16 protein-coding genes and 2 tRNA genes are annotated in these 14612 nt (G+C 45.1%); 16 read left to right on the forward strand and 2 right to left on the reverse strand.

What is annotated here, in order from left to right:
* Positions 1-2: 2 nt before the first annotated feature.
* The 15 genes from secA2 to rsmA all read left to right on the forward strand — a co-directional run bounded on the left by secA2 (position 3) and on the right by rsmA (position 13251).
* On the forward strand, positions 3-2387 hold the full coding sequence (gene secA2, locus I2F76_RS04160) for an accessory Sec system translocase SecA2 (protein WP_195487349.1): 2385 nt from the start codon (positions 3-5) through the stop codon (positions 2385-2387).
* Positions 2388-2398: 11 nt separating this feature from the next.
* Positions 2399-3913 (forward strand): accessory Sec system glycosyltransferase GtfA, encoded by a 1515-nt coding sequence (gtfA, locus tag I2F76_RS04165; protein ID WP_023919253.1) that lies wholly within the window; start codon positions 2399-2401, stop codon positions 3911-3913.
* The gene (gtfB, locus tag I2F76_RS04170; RefSeq protein ID WP_155170295.1) at positions 3897-5252 is read left to right on the forward strand and encodes an accessory Sec system glycosylation chaperone GtfB; all 1356 of its coding nucleotides are present in this window, start codon (positions 3897-3899) and stop codon (positions 5250-5252) included. Before gtfA ends, gtfB begins: the two co-directional genes overlap by 17 nt.
* Positions 5236-5436: an accessory Sec system protein Asp4 gene (gene asp4, locus I2F76_RS04175; protein WP_023919249.1), complete on the forward strand. Its 201-nt coding sequence runs from the start codon at positions 5236-5238 to the stop codon at positions 5434-5436. The genes gtfB and asp4 overlap by 17 nt, the downstream gene beginning before the upstream one ends.
* Before the next feature lies 1 nt (position 5437).
* The gene (asp5, locus tag I2F76_RS04180) at positions 5438-5662 is read left to right on the forward strand and encodes an accessory Sec system protein Asp5 (RefSeq protein ID WP_155170293.1); all 225 of its coding nucleotides are present in this window, start codon (positions 5438-5440) and stop codon (positions 5660-5662) included.
* Positions 5663-6027: 365 nt separating this feature from the next.
* The gene (locus I2F76_RS04185; RefSeq protein ID WP_195487292.1) at positions 6028-6921 is read left to right on the forward strand and encodes a TDT family transporter; all 894 of its coding nucleotides are present in this window, start codon (positions 6028-6030) and stop codon (positions 6919-6921) included.
* An 85-nt stretch (positions 6922-7006) separates the two neighbouring features.
* On the forward strand, positions 7007-7684 hold the full coding sequence (locus I2F76_RS04190; protein ID WP_118227799.1) for a CPBP family intramembrane glutamic endopeptidase: 678 nt from the start codon (positions 7007-7009) through the stop codon (positions 7682-7684).
* A gap of 78 nt (positions 7685-7762) precedes the next feature.
* Entirely contained in the window at positions 7763-8104 is a 342-nt protein-coding gene (gene rnpA, locus I2F76_RS04195; protein ID WP_003002960.1) for a ribonuclease P protein component, read from the forward strand.
* 1 nt (position 8105) lies between these two features.
* Positions 8106-8921: a YidC/Oxa1 family membrane protein insertase gene (locus I2F76_RS04200; RefSeq protein ID WP_003015944.1), complete on the forward strand. Its 816-nt coding sequence runs from the start codon at positions 8106-8108 to the stop codon at positions 8919-8921.
* A gap of 15 nt (positions 8922-8936) precedes the next feature.
* A complete protein-coding gene (jag, locus tag I2F76_RS04205; protein WP_031573879.1) occupies positions 8937-9884 on the forward strand; it encodes an RNA-binding cell elongation regulator Jag/EloR in 948 nt (315 codons plus the stop codon).
* Positions 9885-9959: 75 nt separating this feature from the next.
* Entirely contained in the window at positions 9960-10589 is a 630-nt protein-coding gene (locus tag I2F76_RS04210) for a ribonuclease P (RefSeq protein WP_195423551.1), read from the forward strand.
* A 147-nt stretch (positions 10590-10736) separates the two neighbouring features.
* Complete coding sequence (gene rpmH / locus I2F76_RS04215) at positions 10737-10871, forward strand: 50S ribosomal protein L34 (protein ID WP_003003086.1); 135 nt, start codon at positions 10737-10739, stop codon at positions 10869-10871.
* Positions 10872-10996: 125 nt separating this feature from the next.
* Positions 10997-11767 (forward strand): TatD family hydrolase, encoded by a 771-nt coding sequence (locus tag I2F76_RS04220; RefSeq protein ID WP_195487293.1) that lies wholly within the window; start codon positions 10997-10999, stop codon positions 11765-11767.
* Complete coding sequence (gene rnmV, locus I2F76_RS04225; RefSeq protein ID WP_125826631.1) at positions 11739-12323, forward strand: ribonuclease M5; 585 nt, start codon at positions 11739-11741, stop codon at positions 12321-12323. The genes I2F76_RS04220 and rnmV overlap by 29 nt, the downstream gene beginning before the upstream one ends.
* A gap of 52 nt (positions 12324-12375) precedes the next feature.
* Complete coding sequence (gene rsmA / locus I2F76_RS04230) at positions 12376-13251, forward strand: 16S rRNA (adenine(1518)-N(6)/adenine(1519)-N(6))-dimethyltransferase RsmA (RefSeq protein ID WP_070665666.1); 876 nt, start codon at positions 12376-12378, stop codon at positions 13249-13251.
* A 45-nt stretch (positions 13252-13296) separates the two neighbouring features.
* Here rsmA and I2F76_RS04235 read toward each other — a convergent pair.
* Together I2F76_RS04235 and I2F76_RS04240 are read right to left on the reverse strand one after the other, a co-directional pair.
* Positions 13297-13386 (reverse strand) — tRNA-Ser (locus I2F76_RS04235).
* Positions 13387-13390: 4 nt separating this feature from the next.
* Positions 13391-13473 (reverse strand) — tRNA-Leu (locus I2F76_RS04240).
* Between the two features lie 247 nt (positions 13474-13720).
* On the opposite strand from I2F76_RS04240, the gene rsgA reads away from it, so the two are divergent.
* Positions 13721-14599 (forward strand): ribosome small subunit-dependent GTPase A, encoded by an 879-nt coding sequence (rsgA, locus tag I2F76_RS04245; protein WP_049474638.1) that lies wholly within the window; start codon positions 13721-13723, stop codon positions 14597-14599.
* Positions 14600-14612: the final 13 nt, after the last annotated feature.

A 14612-nucleotide genomic window follows, 5' to 3' on the forward strand; every position in this document is an offset into this window, starting at 1 on the left:
GGATTACATTGGATTACGTTAAATTAAGAAACATCAAAAAAATCTTAAAAGAAGTCAATAGCTGGAAGGATGACATGGCCCGCTTGACGGATCAACAACTACAGGAGAAGACTGTGGAATTTCGGGAACGTCTAGCAGAGGGTGAGACCTTGGATGATCTCTTACCGGAAGCATTTGCAGTTGCGCGGGAAGCTGATAAACGGGCCTTGGGCATGTTTCCTTATGACGTGCAAGTCATGGGAGGGATTGTCCTCCACCAAGGCAATGTCGCTGAAATGAATACCGGTGAAGGAAAGACCTTGACGGCAACTATGCCGGTTTATCTCAATGCCTTAGAGGGCAAAGGGGTCATGGTTATTACGACCAATACCTATCTGGCAACTCGGGATGCAGAAGAGATGGGACAGGTCTACCGCTTTTTGGGCTTGACTGTTGGAGTTCCCTTGAAACAATCAGAAGACGAAGAATTAGATCCAGAAGTCAAACGGGAGATTTACCGGTCAGATGTCATTTATACGACCAATACCAGTTTGGGCTTTGACTATTTAACAGAGAACTTGACGGCTTCTGCAGATGGCCAATTTTTGGCAGACTTCAATTACGCCATTGTTGATGAGATTGATTCGGTGCTCCTTGATAGTGCTCAGACTCCCTTGATTATTTCTGGTTCTCCTCGGGTTCAGTCCAACCTTTATGGGATTATTGATACCCTGATCCAAACCTTCAAAGAAGGGGAAGACTTCAAGTTTGATGAAGAAAAGAAACGAGTTTGGTTGACTCGAAAAGGAGCTCATGCAGCAGAAGCCTTTCTAGCCATTCCCAACCTCTATGATCCCCAATACCGTGACTTGGTCCGCCATATCAGCTTAGCCCTGCAGGCCAATAAAAACTTTATTAAGGATAAGGATTATGTCATCCATCCCAATGTCGAAGGGCAACCGGAGATTGTCTTACTAGACCAGGCGACGGGGCGCTTGATGGAAATGACCCGTTTGCAAGGAGGACTCCACCAGGCGATTGAAGCCAAAGAGGGTCTCAAGCTCACCCAAGAAACACGGGCCATGGCTTCTATTACTTACCAAAACCTCTTTAAGATGTTTCGGAAGTTGGGTGGCATGACTGGGACTGGGAAGGTCGCTGAGGCAGAGTTTCTTGATACCTATGCCATGTCAGTGATCAAGATCCCAACCAATCGCAAGAAGATCCGCAAGGATTTGCCAGATGAAATCTATCAGACCTTGCCAGAGAAAATCGTGGCTTCCTTGGATTATGTGAAGAAGATCCACGAAAAGGGCAATCCGATTCTGGTCTTTGCCGGATCCGTTGAGATGTCGATTCTTTACTCGAATCTTCTTTTGCGGGAAGGGATTCCACACAATCTTCTTAATGCCAACAATGCTCCTCGAGAGGCCCAGATCATTAAGGAATCAGGTCGAAAAGGAGCTGTGACGGTTGCGACCTCAATGGCCGGTCGGGGAACCGATATCAAGTTGGGACCAGGAGTCGCTGAGTTAGGTGGCTTGGTGGTTGTTGGGACTGAGCGGATGATGAACCAGCGGATTGACCTTCAAATTCGGGGACGTTCAGGTCGCCAAGGAGATCCCGGTTTGACCAAGTTCTTCGTCTCTTTGGAAGACGATTTGATGAAAAACTGGGGGCCAGACTGGATCCAGGATACCTATCAAGACTATGATGTGGATGAGCGAATTGGTTCAGCCAAAGCTCTGACCAAGCGCAAGTATAGAAACTTGGTGGAGCGAGCTCAAAATGCTAGTGAAAGTTCTGGTCAGGCCAGTCGTCGGATGACACTAGAATTTGCGGAAAGCATGAATATTCAGCGTGCCATCGTCTACGAAGAGCGCGACCGCTTGATTAAACAAGAAGGACGCTTGGATGATATCGTTGAAAAAGTGCTTCGTTCCGTCTTTTCAAGTGTAGCCCATAAAAAAGAATACAAGGAACCGGTAGCTTTTTATCGCTATATGTTAGACAATGTGAGCTACCAAGTAGATCCGGAAAAGGCCCACCAAACCTTCCGTAGCAAGAAAACCAAAGAGAATTTCTTATGGGAGATTGCTAAAAGCGAGTTGGAAGCTAAGTATGAGATCTTAGGCACCGATGAGGTGATCGCCCAATTCCAGCGCATGGCGATCCTAAAAGCTATCGATGAAAACTGGGTAGAGCAGGTAGACTATCTGCAACAATTGCGCATGGCGCTCTCTGGTCAGTACACCAGTCAGAAAAACCCTTTGGTAGAATTTTTCCAAGAAGCCTACCAATCCTTTGAACGAATGAAAGAGGCGGCCAAAGAACAAATGGTCCGCAATCTCTTACTGAGTCGAGTAGAAATCAATAAAAAAGGGGAAATTGTCTTGCATTTCCCATAAAAGAGGACATTATGACAGTATACAATATCAACCTTGGAATCGGTTGGGCCAGCAGTGGTGTTGAGTATGCCCAGGCCTACCGTGCCCAGTTGTTACGCAATATCCATCAACCAGCCAAGTTTGTCTTTATGGATATGATTCTAGCCGATAATATCCAACATTTAACAGAAAATATCGGTTTTAAAAATGATGAAATCATCTGGCTCTACAGCCATTTTACAGATATAAAAATTGCGCCAACGACCTATACCATTGATCAGGTCTTAGCAGGTTTTGCCGGGAAACCGACTCGTGAAGAAGTCGATGGTAAGATCAAGCGTTTCTTTTATGAGGACCAGGACAACTTTTTGACCTGCTACCTGTGCGCAGAAAACAGTCCCTATGTTGAACGTTGCGAGTACGTGTCTAGAGGAATTTTGGTGAGAAAGGATTATTTCTCCTATACCCGCTATTGTACTGAGTACTTCATTCCCAAAAACAATCAAGCCAACTTGATTGAGCGCCGTTTTTACAATGAAGACGGGACGGTTGCCTACAGCATGCAGATGGCAGATGGCCGCGAAATTTATCGTTTTCCAGATCGCTACCTAGTTGGTCGCCAAGAATTGATCCGCTACTTCATGCAAACTCTTCAATTGACCAAACAAGATCTGGTAATTTTGGATCGGGAAACTAATATCGGTCAGCCTATCTTTGAAGAAGCGCAAAAAGCCCGTCTGGGTGTGGTCGTTCACGCCGAGCACTTCAGTGCCAATAATGTTGATGATCAGTATATCCTGTGGAACAACTACTACGAGTACCAATTTACCAATGCAGACAAGGTGGACTTCTTTATTGTCGCGACTGACCGCCAAAAAGAAATCTTGGCCGAGCAGTTTGCCAAATACACCAACCATCAGCCAGCTATCTATACCATTCCAGTTGGGAGTCTTGCAAGCTTGCCACAAAACGAAAATCGCACCCCATTTTCTATGATTACTGCCTCTCGTTTGGCGACAGAAAAGCATATTGACTGGTTGGTGCGAGCAGTGGTTCGCGCCAAAAAAGAATTGCCAGAACTGTCTTTTGACATCTATGGAAAAGGTGGAGAAGAAGGCAAGTTGCGTTCTCTAATTGATGAATTGGGGGCAGCAGATTATATCCACCTCAAAGGGCATGCCAATTTAGAGGAAATTTATAAGAACTATGAGGTTTACCTGTCAGCGTCGACCAGTGAAGGCTTTGGGTTGACCTTGATGGAGGCGATTGGTTCTGGTCTTCCGATAATCGGTTTTGACGTTCCTTATGGCAACCAGACCTTTGTTACAGAAGGTAAAAATGGCTATCTCATTCCGCCTTCAGCAGATCAAGTGGTCGACCAGATTGCTTCTGCCTTTGCGGAAAAAATGATCCAGCTATACAAAAAAGATGATCTAGCCAGCATGCGTCAAGCATCTTATGCGCGTGCAGAAGACTTTTTGACCAGCCGAGTAGAAGAAGCTTGGGCACAATTGATAGAAGAGGTGACACATGCTGAACGTATTTGATAGTTATTCTCGTGAAAGCCAAGACCTGCTCCACTCCATGAAAGAGTCTGGTTTTGACCATCCGACCGTTATTTTGGAGCCAAATGGTTTCTTACCAGACGGTGTCGAGTCTCCCTTTATCTATTTCTTAGGACAAGCAAAAGGGGAGAAGCGGGGACGCTACTTTAATGAAGTTCCAGTGCCTGATTTCTGGGAAGTTTCTGGGGACAACAGTTCGGGGAAAGTGACCTACTATGGTCAAGAAAAGGCTCGGATTGTTTACCATGCTGCTTCTTATAAACGCATCGTCGAGCGCTTAGAGTGGTTAGATGGCAAAGGGCAAGTGGTCATGGTTGAGCACTATGACCAATACGGTCGTAAGATTGCTGTAACGACTTGTGGCGATCAGGGACAGTATTTGGTGACCACTTATTTTGAAGGGGATATCGAGCGCTTGACAGAGAATCACCAAACAGGGGATTTGATCTTGACCTTGGACCATCAACCCATGCGGATTTTCAAGAATCGCTTAGATTACTTTGTCTTTTATCTAGAGTATCGTGGTTTTGATCTAGATGGTTTGGTCTACAATACGCTGGCTACCTCCTTTAGCATTAGTCTCCAGCTAGGCAATAAAGGCATCAAAGGACGCGACGTCTTGGTGTGGCAAGAGCCTCTTCACGACAGCCTTCCGGGCAACATGCAGTTGATTCTAAAGAGCCCAGAAATCCGGACCAAGAAGATCTTGATTCCGCAAAACGCGACCTATCATCGCGCTTTGCAGTTGACCTCGCAAGATCAGCATAGCTATTTTGGACCTCTTGGCTACCTGTATGATTTCAAGGTGAAAGACGATATCCGTAAAGACGCCTTTGTCTTGACTAATTCGGATCAGATCGAAGCCTTGACCTACCTAGTAGAGAACTTGCCGAATGTGACCTTCCGTGTAGCAGCTTTGACGGAGATGTCTGCGAGCCTCTTGTCTATGGTTCGCTATCCAAATGTAGTCTTGTACCAAAATATCAGTCAAGAGCGGATCAAAGAGTTGCTTAAGGTCTCTAGTATTTATCTGGATATCAACCACTATGCAGAGGTGCAAGGCATTGTTCGCAAGGCCTTCGAACACCAGCAAGTCATCCTTGCCTTTAGCCATACCCTGCATGACCGCCACTTCCTCGCACAAGCCAATATCTTTGATCAAGGAAAAGAAGCAGATATGGTGGCCCGTATCCAGGAAATCTACCAATCTGTGGATAACTACAGAGAAGCTGTCGCGCAACAAACTGCCCAATCAAGTAGCGTTGAGCCAGCTGTTTTCAAAGCTCGCTTGCAAGAAGGGATAGGTGGATACAGTGAGTGATCGTAAGAAAGATTTATTTTACAAAGAAGTAGAAGGACGGATGGAGTCTCTCAAACGCCGTCCTGCCGAAAAAGAAAAGACGACACGTTCTGAAAAGATCAATGTTACTTTTAATGTGATCATTGGTTTGGTGATTCTGCTGGGAGTTATTTTTACCCTCTTCAGAGTGTTAGGAGGATCCTAAGATGGAAATGGTATTTGCAATCGGGATCTCGATCTTATCCCTCACTCTTGTGGTTCTGATCACCCTGCAGCCTCGCCAACAACAATCGCTCTCAACAGATGCGACCAGTAACCTAGGAAAGCCAAGTTACTGGCGCTCCCACCGTGGACTCAAGTTAGCGACCCTTGTTGTTAGCATCGTCTTTCTCCTATCCTTATTTCTTTATATGATGGTCGTACAGGCCTAGTCTTTAATAGAATGGATAAAAAGAAGTTGGTATTCTCCAACTTCTTTTAGAATGTAATCCATCTGTTTCTTAGATAATGCAACCTAAATGATACTTAAAAAATTAAAGAGATATCTACAATTTGAAGAGGCTGGGACAAAAGTCCTAGCCTCTCAATTATTTTTGGATTGTCGAGTAAGACGCAGTGGTTGAGTGGGCTCTACTACGCTGATTTCATCAGCTTTTACAGCCCTACTCAACTGTGCGGAGGTGGGACGACGAAATCGAATTCTAACGAATTACCGATTTCTGTCCCACTCTCTTTTTTATCCTGCTTCCTTCTCTTTTATGGTATACTGAAAGCGACAACATGATTGGAGCTTCCGATGAAAAAGATCCCCTTAGTATTTTCAGGCTGTCTGTTAGGACTGGTTGGCGCTGGAAACCTTCTTGCAGACTCGCTACCCTTCCTTGCTCACGCCTTTAGTCTGACAGGTTTGTTCTTCTGGTTTTTCTTTGTGGTTTATCATGCAATTCGCTGGCAAGAAACCAAGATAGAACTCCAACAACCAGCTCTTTTATCTGGGATGGCGACCTTTCCCATGGCAGGGATGATTCTATCCACCTATCTTTTGCGCCTCTTTCCCGCCTTTGGAGGTCTATCACAGTTGGTCTGGTGGTCTGCCTTTCTCTTGGATCTGGGTTTAATTCTCTATTTTACCAAGACCCATGTCCTAGCGCGACCAAGAGCCAATGCCACTCCCAGTTGGACCGTTCTCTATGTGGGCATTGCAGTAGCAGCCTTGACTTATCCAGTTGTAGGAATCAGAGAGATTGCTTATCTCGCTTTAGTGATTGGTTTTGGTTTGACCTTTCTTCTTTATCCCCTTATCTATCATGATTTGAAGCAGTCCCCTTTACCCAGTCATCTATTGGGCCAAGAAGGCATCTATTGTGCTCCCTTTTCCCTTCTTTTAGCAGCCCTGGTTCGTGTGGGTGGAGCAAGCCTTCCTGTCTGGTTCTTACTGATCATGGTGTTGGCCTCGCAAGGTTTTTATTTCTTTGTTTTGACGCGCCTACCGAGAATGATCACAGAAGGTTTTCAACCTGCTTTTTCAGCTCTGACCTTTCCAACAGTTATCACAGCGACCTCTTTGAAAATGGCCCAAGGCTTGTTGCAACTACCTTTCTTGACAGCTCTCGTATGGCTGGAAACTCTTCTTTGTCTCTTGATTTTAGTCGCTGTCTTAGGTGGTTATGTGGCCTATCTCAGAGAGTAGGAAGGCATCCTTTTTCATTGAAACCTTGTCACGATTATGGTAAGATGCACTATACGATTTGTCAGACTTTATAGGAAAGGTATCTATGAAATTCATCAAAGGAAAGCTCTCACTGCTGTATCCCCTCTTTCTGCTCTTGTTTTATTTTTATGTTCGGCCTCAATTTCGCCCCTTGGCCCAGTATGTCTCCAATAGTGTAGCAAGCGCCAATAGCTATTATTGGACCTTATTTGGCCTAGAAGGCCTCTATGCAGTCTTTACAGGATTTTTGGTCTATCGTTTTTCTAAAAAAGCGCAGTTTAAGCTGGGGAAGAATCCTCTTCAAGCTCTGATAGAAGCCGTTTTTGCGGCCTGTTTAGTTTACTGGTTGGACTACTTCATCAGTGGTTTTGTTCAAGGACGGGCAGCTGTTTTGAGTCTGTTTCCACGGGAAATTAGCCCCACAGGAGTGCTTATCCTGGTGATCGCAATGGTTGTCATCCGGCCAGTGACAGAAGAGCTGATCTTTCGTGGAGCCTTGGTGAATGCCTACTTCAAAGGCTGGAAACTCTATGCTGAGATTTGGCTTCCAGCCCTCATCTACAGTGGCCTACATTTTCTCCACAATCCCTTTTCGCTGGGAGCTTCTATCATCTATCTCCTGCCGAGTGTGATTTTTGGGATCCTGTATTATCGGAGTAAGACGCTCCTTGCTCCTATTTTGGCTCATATCTTGCTCAATCTCTACTACACCTTGCCTTTACTTTTATCTGTATTTAAGTAGCAACCGATTTCCTGAGTGAGATTGGTTTTTTTTGAAAATATGGTATAATAGAATAAATTTAATAGAGGGAGTTGAGGTTTGAAAAAAAGCTACCGCGTCAAACGTGACAAAGATTTTAATGCTATTTTTAAAAGTGGTCAAAATGTTGCCAATCGAAAATTCGTTGTTTACCGCTTGCGCAAAGACCAACCGCATTTTCGAGTCGGCCTGTCTGTTAGTAAGAAACTGGGAAATGCTGTGACCAGAAATCGCATCAAACGTTTGATTCGCCATGTTTTGATCAAACACCAAGCCTTCCTTACGACCGATGATTTTGTTGTCATTGCTCGTAAAGGAGTGGAGGAGCTCGACTTTCATCAAGTAGAGAAAAATCTTGTACATGTCTTAAAATTAGCGCATGTCTACCAAGAAAGGGAATAATGTGAAAAAGAAACTGAAGTTAACTGGATTATTAGGAGCGGCCTTATTGGTCTTGACAGCTTGTGGAACCTCTCAAGTGACAGCTCAGTCGACAGGTGGTTGGGAACGCTTCGTCTACTTCTTTGCAGAAGCTATCCGCTTCTTGTCCTTTGGCGGAAGTATCGGTGTAGGGATTATCGTCTTTACCATTGTCATCCGGACGGTCCTCTTGCCTCTCTTCCAATATCAAATGAATTCAACCCGCAAAATGCAGGAAATTCAACCCCTCCTCAAGGAATTGCAAGCTAAGTATCCTGGGAAGGATCTTGATAGTCGGACCAAGCTTTCTGAAGAGATGCGGGCCCTATACAAGGAAAAAGGTGTCAAAACGTCTTCAGCCTTCCTTCCTCTCTTGATCCAGATGCCGGTCTTGATGGCCTTGTTCCAAGCGCTGAGCCGTGTCGAATTCCTTAAAGTCGGTCACTTCCTCTGGTTGGACCTTGGTGCGATCGACCCGACTTATATCTTGCCGGTTCTTGCAGCACTCTTCACATTTTTCAGCAGTTGGTTGACCAATAAAGCCATGCCAGAGCGTAATGGTAGTGCGACAACCATGATGTATGTGATGCCTGTGATGATCTTCTTCTTTGCCTTGTTCTCAGCCAGCGGGGTCGCACTATACTGGGTGACTTCCAATGCTTACCAAGTCGGGCAAACCTATCTCTTGAACAACCCCTTCAAGATTATTGCAGAGCGTGAAGCAAAAGAGCAAGCTTCGCGCGACATGGAAAAACAAAAACGCCGTGCCCTAAACAAAGCACAGAAAAAGAAAAAATAAGAAAGAGGTGGACATATGGTCCTATATACTGGAGCAACTGTTGAAGAAGCGATTCAAAAAGGTCTGAACGATTTAGATATTCCTCGTATGAAGGCACATATTACGGTTGTAGCGCGTGAAAAGAAAGGTTTTCTTGGCTTGTTTGGGAAAAAACCAGCCCAAGTAGAGATTGAGCCGATTGCAGAAACAACGGTTGTGAAAGCTAATCAAAAAGCTGTCAAAGGTGTCCCAGATGAGATCAATGCACAAAACGAACCGGTGAAGACGGTGAGCGAAGCAACGGTCGATCTCGGACGCGTCGTTGCAGCGATCAAAAAGGTCGAAGAAGAAGGAGAAGTTGTCTCTGAAGAAATCAAGACAGAAATCCTGAAACATGACAAAGAAGCAGATACCGTTCTTGAAGAAAAAGGGCATGAACATATCCTTGAGAAAGTCAAAGAACCAGTAGCAAAAGAATCAAATGAGTCTGATTTCTCAAACCTTGGTATCGAAGTAGAGGAAAACTACAATATCGAAGAAGTCGTCACAGATGTGACAGCCTATGTTCAAACAGTAATCGATGAAATGGATGTGGATGCGACCATCTCAAGTAGTCACAACCGCCGTACAGTCAATATGCAAATTGATACCAATGAGCCAGGACGTGTCATCGGCTACCATGGAAAAGTCTTGAAGGCTCTTCAACTCTTGGCACAAAACTATCTTTATAACCGCTACTCAAAGAATTTTTACATTACCATTAATGTTAATGACTATGTAGAACACCGGGCGGAAGTTCTTCAAAGCTATGCTCAGAAGTTGGCAACGCGTGCCCTTGAAGACGGGCAAGCCCAACAGACAGATCCAATGTCAAACAGTGAACGCAAAATCATTCACCGTATCGTCTCTAAGATGGAAGGAGTCACTAGCTACTCTGAAGGGGAAGAACCAAACCGTTACGTGGTGGTAGACATCGAAGGATAATCTAGCTATTATTTCCCATAAGGGAGAGACGGGATTGAGCCGATCTCTCCTTTTTTAGGTTTAGAAAGGAAGCAAATGGCATTTGCAGCGATTCGAGAGTTTTTAAAGCTTCAAGGAATTCACTACCAGGCCCCAGCAAAGGCTGGAGTGCTAGCCTTAGAGATGGAGCAGTATCGTGCCCTAGCTCAAGCGGCTCGTAAGGAATTCACCGATTTAGTCTCAGCCTTTCAGAAGCGTCACCCCTACTTGGAGCAAGATCGGACCAGCCAGTGGATGAACCAGGCCCAGGTCTTGCGCCCTCATTTTTGGGCCTATCTAAAAGGAGAAGGGACGATGGCAGAGCCTATGTTTGCCTTGAGGCTCTATGGAGATGCAGTTGATTTTGGTGTTTCCTTAGAGGTGAGCTTTATCGAGCGAAAAAAAGATGAGCAGAGCCTTCAAAAACAACACAAGGTTCTCACCCTTCCTATCTCTCAGCCAGTTTATTATTTCGCCCAGAAAAATGGAGAGAGTCAAAGGGTAGAAGGAACAGAAAAGAATCGCCATGATCTGTTGCAAGCAGTAGCAGAAGGGGCGGTTCGTAAGGTCCTCGTCAAATACGATGTTTCTCTAGTCGAGGAAGATTCTCCTGAGAATATCCTGGATCAGTTGCAAGAGGCGCTGATGGCTCTGGAACCCTACTACTTGGCAACCCGTCAGGTGTAGAAAGGTGTTCTCCGACCTGTATTTGCAACAATTTTGCCATAGCTATTGACAAATAGAGTCGAATCCGATAGAATAGTAAAGTATGTTTAGTAACTGATCACAACTAGCCGGCTAAACGAATACAAAATCTATGAGGAGGTATTCATCGTGAAACGTACTTATCAACCAAGTAAACTTCGTCGTGCGCGCAAACATGGTTTCCGTCACCGTATGGCAACTAAAAATGGTCGTCGCGTATTGGCAGCTCGTCGTCGTAAAGGACGCAAAGTTTTGGCTGCCTAATTCAGATAAAAACCTAAAAACCAGTAGAAACTCGAGACTACTGGTTTTTGTTTTGTCCGAAAGTGAATTTAGAGGCGCTTTCTGCTATAATAGAAAGAAGAAAAACTCGGAAGAAAAGGAAGATCATGCAGATTTTTGATACCCACACCCATCTCAATGTGGAAGAATTCGCAGGAAAAGAACAAGAAGAGCTCGACTTGGCCAAGGAAATGGGCGTTGTAGCCCACAATATCGTTGGTTTTGACAAACCGACGATTGAGCGTGCCATGGAGTTGGCAGACCAGCATCCAGAACTCTATCTCACGCTTGGTTGGCACCCCACTGAGGCGGGAGATTATAGTCCTGAAGTGGAGGCCTATTTACTTGAACAGCTAAAACATCCCAAAGTCGTCGCACTCGGAGAAATCGGTCTGGATTACCACTGGATGACAGCACCAAAAGATGTCCAAGAAAAGGTTTTTCGTCGTCAGATTCAATTGTCTAAAGACTTGGACCTCCCCTTTGTGGTGCATACACGTGATGCTTTAGAAGATACTTATGCCATCATCAAGAGTGAAGGAGTCGGTCCTCGCGGTGGGATCATGCATTCTTTCTCAGGAAGTTTAGAAGAAGCTAAACGCTTCATGGATTTGGGAATGATGATCTCCTTTTCTGGAGTGGTGACCTTTAAGAAAGCCACAGATGTCCAAGAAGCGGCAGCTGGCCTTCCGTTAGACAAGATCTTGGTTGAAACAGATGCCCCTTACCTAGCACCAGTTCCCAAACGTGGTCGGGAAAATAAAACAGCCTACACTCGTTATGTGGTAGATTTTATTGCAGAACTACGTAGCTTAACAACAGAAGAAGTGGCTCAGGCAACCTATGACAATGCAAGAAAGGTATTTGGCCTTGACTGAGAAAAGAAAAATACCAGAAGTGATTGTAGTGGAGGGCAAGGACGACACAGCTAATCTCCGTCGTTTTTATGAGGTGGATACCTATGAAACGCGAGGCTCTGCGATCGATCAAGATGACTTGGAACGAATTGCTACCTTGCAAGAGTTGCGTGGGGTCATTGTCTTTACCGATCCAGATTATAATGGCGAGCGCATTCGCAAGATCATTATGCAAGAGGTGCCCCAGGCCAAACATGCCTTTTTAAATCGTGGTGAAGCAGTCCCCAAATCCAAGACCAAGGGGCGTTCTCTTGGAGTGGAGCATGCGAACTTTGAAGATTTAGAAAAAGCCCTTGCTGGGCTGGTGGGTTCCTATGAAGATGAAAATTTCTTTGATATCACAAAGACCGACTTGATGCGGCTTGGACTGTTGATGGGAAGCGATAGTCGCAAACGACGGGAATATCTAGGCGAAGCCTTGCGCATCGGCTACTGCAATGGCAAGCAATTACTCAAACGCTTGGAGTTGTTTGGAATTTGTTTGGCCCAAGTCGAAGAGGCGATGGCTAGTTATTAAGACGGAAGTAGAGGGGATTCTTTACCTCTAAACTGATTAGAAAAGAGAAAAAATGAGAATTGCAGATTATAGCGTGACCAAGGCAGTGCTGGAGCGTCACGGTTTTACCTTTAAAAAATCCTTCGGTCAGAACTTCTTGACCGATACCAACATCCTTCAAAAAATTGTGGATACGGCTGAGATTGATAAGCAGGTCAATGTCATCGAAATCGGTCCAGGAATTGGAGCTCTCACTGAGTTTTTGGCGGAAAATGCGGCAGAAGTCATGGCCTTTGAGATCGATGACCGCTTGGTTCCTATTTTGGCGGATACCTTACGGGATTTTGACAATGTAACGGTTGTCAACCAAGACATCCTCAAGGTAGACCTCAACCAGTACATCGCAGAGTTTAAAAACCCAGACCTTCCGATTAAGGTAGTGGCTAACCTTCCTTACTACATTACGACTCCCATCCTCATGCACTTGATCGAATCCAAGATTCCTTTCCAAGAATTTGTGGTCATGATGCAAAAAGAGGTGGCAGACCGCATCTCAGCTGAGCCCAACACCAAAGCTTATGGTTCGTTATCCATTGCTGTCCAATACTATATGACTGCTAAGGTAGCCTTTATTGTACCTCGCACCGTCTTTGTGCCAGCACCAAACGTCGACTCTGCCATCCTCAAGATGGTCCGTCGCGAAGAGCCAGCAGTAACCGTCAAGGATGAAGATTTCTTCTTCTCTGTCAGCAAGGCTAGCTTTGTCCACCGCCGCAAAACACTTTGGAACAACTTGACTAGTCGCTTCGGCAAGACCGAAGAAATCAAAGCCAAGCTGGAAGCAGGAATCCAAACTGCAGGCCTGCAACCTTCTGTACGAGGAGAAGCTCTGAGCTTAGAAGACTTCGCCCGCCTAGCAGATGGCCTTCTAGATGCGGGAATAAAATAACAGAAAAGACATGAGCTTCATAGCTCATGTCTTGTTTGTTGTAGAAGGAAAGGACGGGATTTGAACCCGCGCGTGAATAAAAATCCACTTGCCGGATTTCGAGTCCGGTGCCGTACCGAGCTGGGCCACCTTTCCAAGATGCGGAGAAAGGGATTTGAACCCTCACGCCCGAAGGGGCACATGCGCCTGAAGCATGCGTGTCTGCCGTTCCACCACCTCCGCATAGTTCTATTATACACTTTTTAGGAAAAATGCCAAGGAAAAAAAGGAAGGTGCCCTTTCCCGAATTCTGCTAAAAGACAAGTCATAACAGATACTCCGTCTTCTGTTTCTATCCATTTAAAAAACGAACCTATTCGTTTCTAAAAGCGTCCGGAGAGGTTCACTTTTCGTTTTTTCTTATTGAGCAATCCAGCCTTATTTCTCATTTTTTGGTATAATAGGAGTATTAATCTCAAAGGAGTGCGATTTGCAAGGAACAATCGTCAAGGCCTTGGCTGGCTTCTACTACGTGGAGTCAGATGGTCACATTTACCAGACACGGGCTCGTGGAAATTTTAGAAAAAAAGGACAGACTCCTTATGTGGGGGATCAGGTGGAGTTTTCTGCTGAAGAGAATTCAGAAGGCTACATCTTGAGCATTGCCCCTCGTAAAAATAGCCTCGTACGCCCTCCTATTGTCAATATTGATCAGGCAGTAGTGATTATGTCAGCTAAGGAGCCAGATTTCAACGCCAATCTTTTAGACCGTTTTCTGGTTCTTTTGGAGCATAAGGGGATTCATCCCATTGTCTATATTTCAAAACTGGACTTGTTAGAAGATATGGAAGACATCCACTACTACCAAGGAATCTACCAGGTTATTGGCTATGATTTTGTCTTGTCGATTGAGGAACTCTTGCCCCTTTTGACCAATCAAACCACGGTCTTTATGGGGCAGACTGGTGTAGGAAAATCGACCTTGCTCAATAAAATCGCTCCGGATCTGGAGCTTGAAACGGGTGAGATTTCAGATAGTCTGGGGCGCGGTCGACACACGACCCGAGCTGTCAGCTTTTACCATTTAAATGGAGGAAAGATCGCAGATACGCCTGGCTTCTCCTCCCTTGATTACGAAGTGACGACCAGTGAAGATTTAAATCAAGCCTTCCCAGAGATCGCCGATGTGAGCCACTCTTGTAAATTTCGTACCTGTACCCACACGCATGAGCCCGCTTGTGCGGTGAAACCAGCCGTTGAAAGAGAGGAAATTGCGCCTTTCCGTTATGAGGATTACTTGCAATTTCTAAGTGAGATTGAAAACCGTCGCGAAACCTATAAAAAAGTTTCGAAAAAAATGCCAAAATAGGAGACACTACAAC

This window comes from Streptococcus parasanguinis (genome assembly GCF_015557775.1).
Classification (GTDB): Bacteria; Bacillota; Bacilli; order Lactobacillales; family Streptococcaceae; genus Streptococcus; species Streptococcus parasanguinis_AA.

Excerpts from the sequence above, each read along its gene's own strand:
- gtfA (WP_023919253.1), top strand. The coding sequence starts at position 2,399 with ATGACAGTATACAATATCAACCTTGGAATCGGTTGGGCCAGCAGTGGT.
- gtfB (WP_155170295.1), top strand. The coding sequence starts at position 3,897 with ATGCTGAACGTATTTGATAGTTATTCTCGTGAAAGCCAAGACCTGCTC.
- asp5 (WP_155170293.1), top strand. The coding sequence starts at position 5,438 with ATGGAAATGGTATTTGCAATCGGGATCTCGATCTTATCCCTCACTCTT.
- I2F76_RS04185 (WP_195487292.1), top strand. The coding sequence starts at position 6,028 with ATGAAAAAGATCCCCTTAGTATTTTCAGGCTGTCTGTTAGGACTGGTT.
- I2F76_RS04190 (WP_118227799.1), top strand. The coding sequence starts at position 7,007 with ATGAAATTCATCAAAGGAAAGCTCTCACTGCTGTATCCCCTCTTTCTG.
- jag (WP_031573879.1), top strand. The coding sequence starts at position 8,937 with ATGGTCCTATATACTGGAGCAACTGTTGAAGAAGCGATTCAAAAAGGT.
- I2F76_RS04210 (WP_195423551.1), top strand. The coding sequence starts at position 9,960 with ATGGCATTTGCAGCGATTCGAGAGTTTTTAAAGCTTCAAGGAATTCAC.
- I2F76_RS04220 (WP_195487293.1), top strand. The coding sequence starts at position 10,997 with ATGCAGATTTTTGATACCCACACCCATCTCAATGTGGAAGAATTCGCA.
- rnmV (WP_125826631.1), top strand. The coding sequence starts at position 11,739 with ATGCAAGAAAGGTATTTGGCCTTGACTGAGAAAAGAAAAATACCAGAA.
- rsmA (WP_070665666.1), top strand. The coding sequence starts at position 12,376 with ATGAGAATTGCAGATTATAGCGTGACCAAGGCAGTGCTGGAGCGTCAC.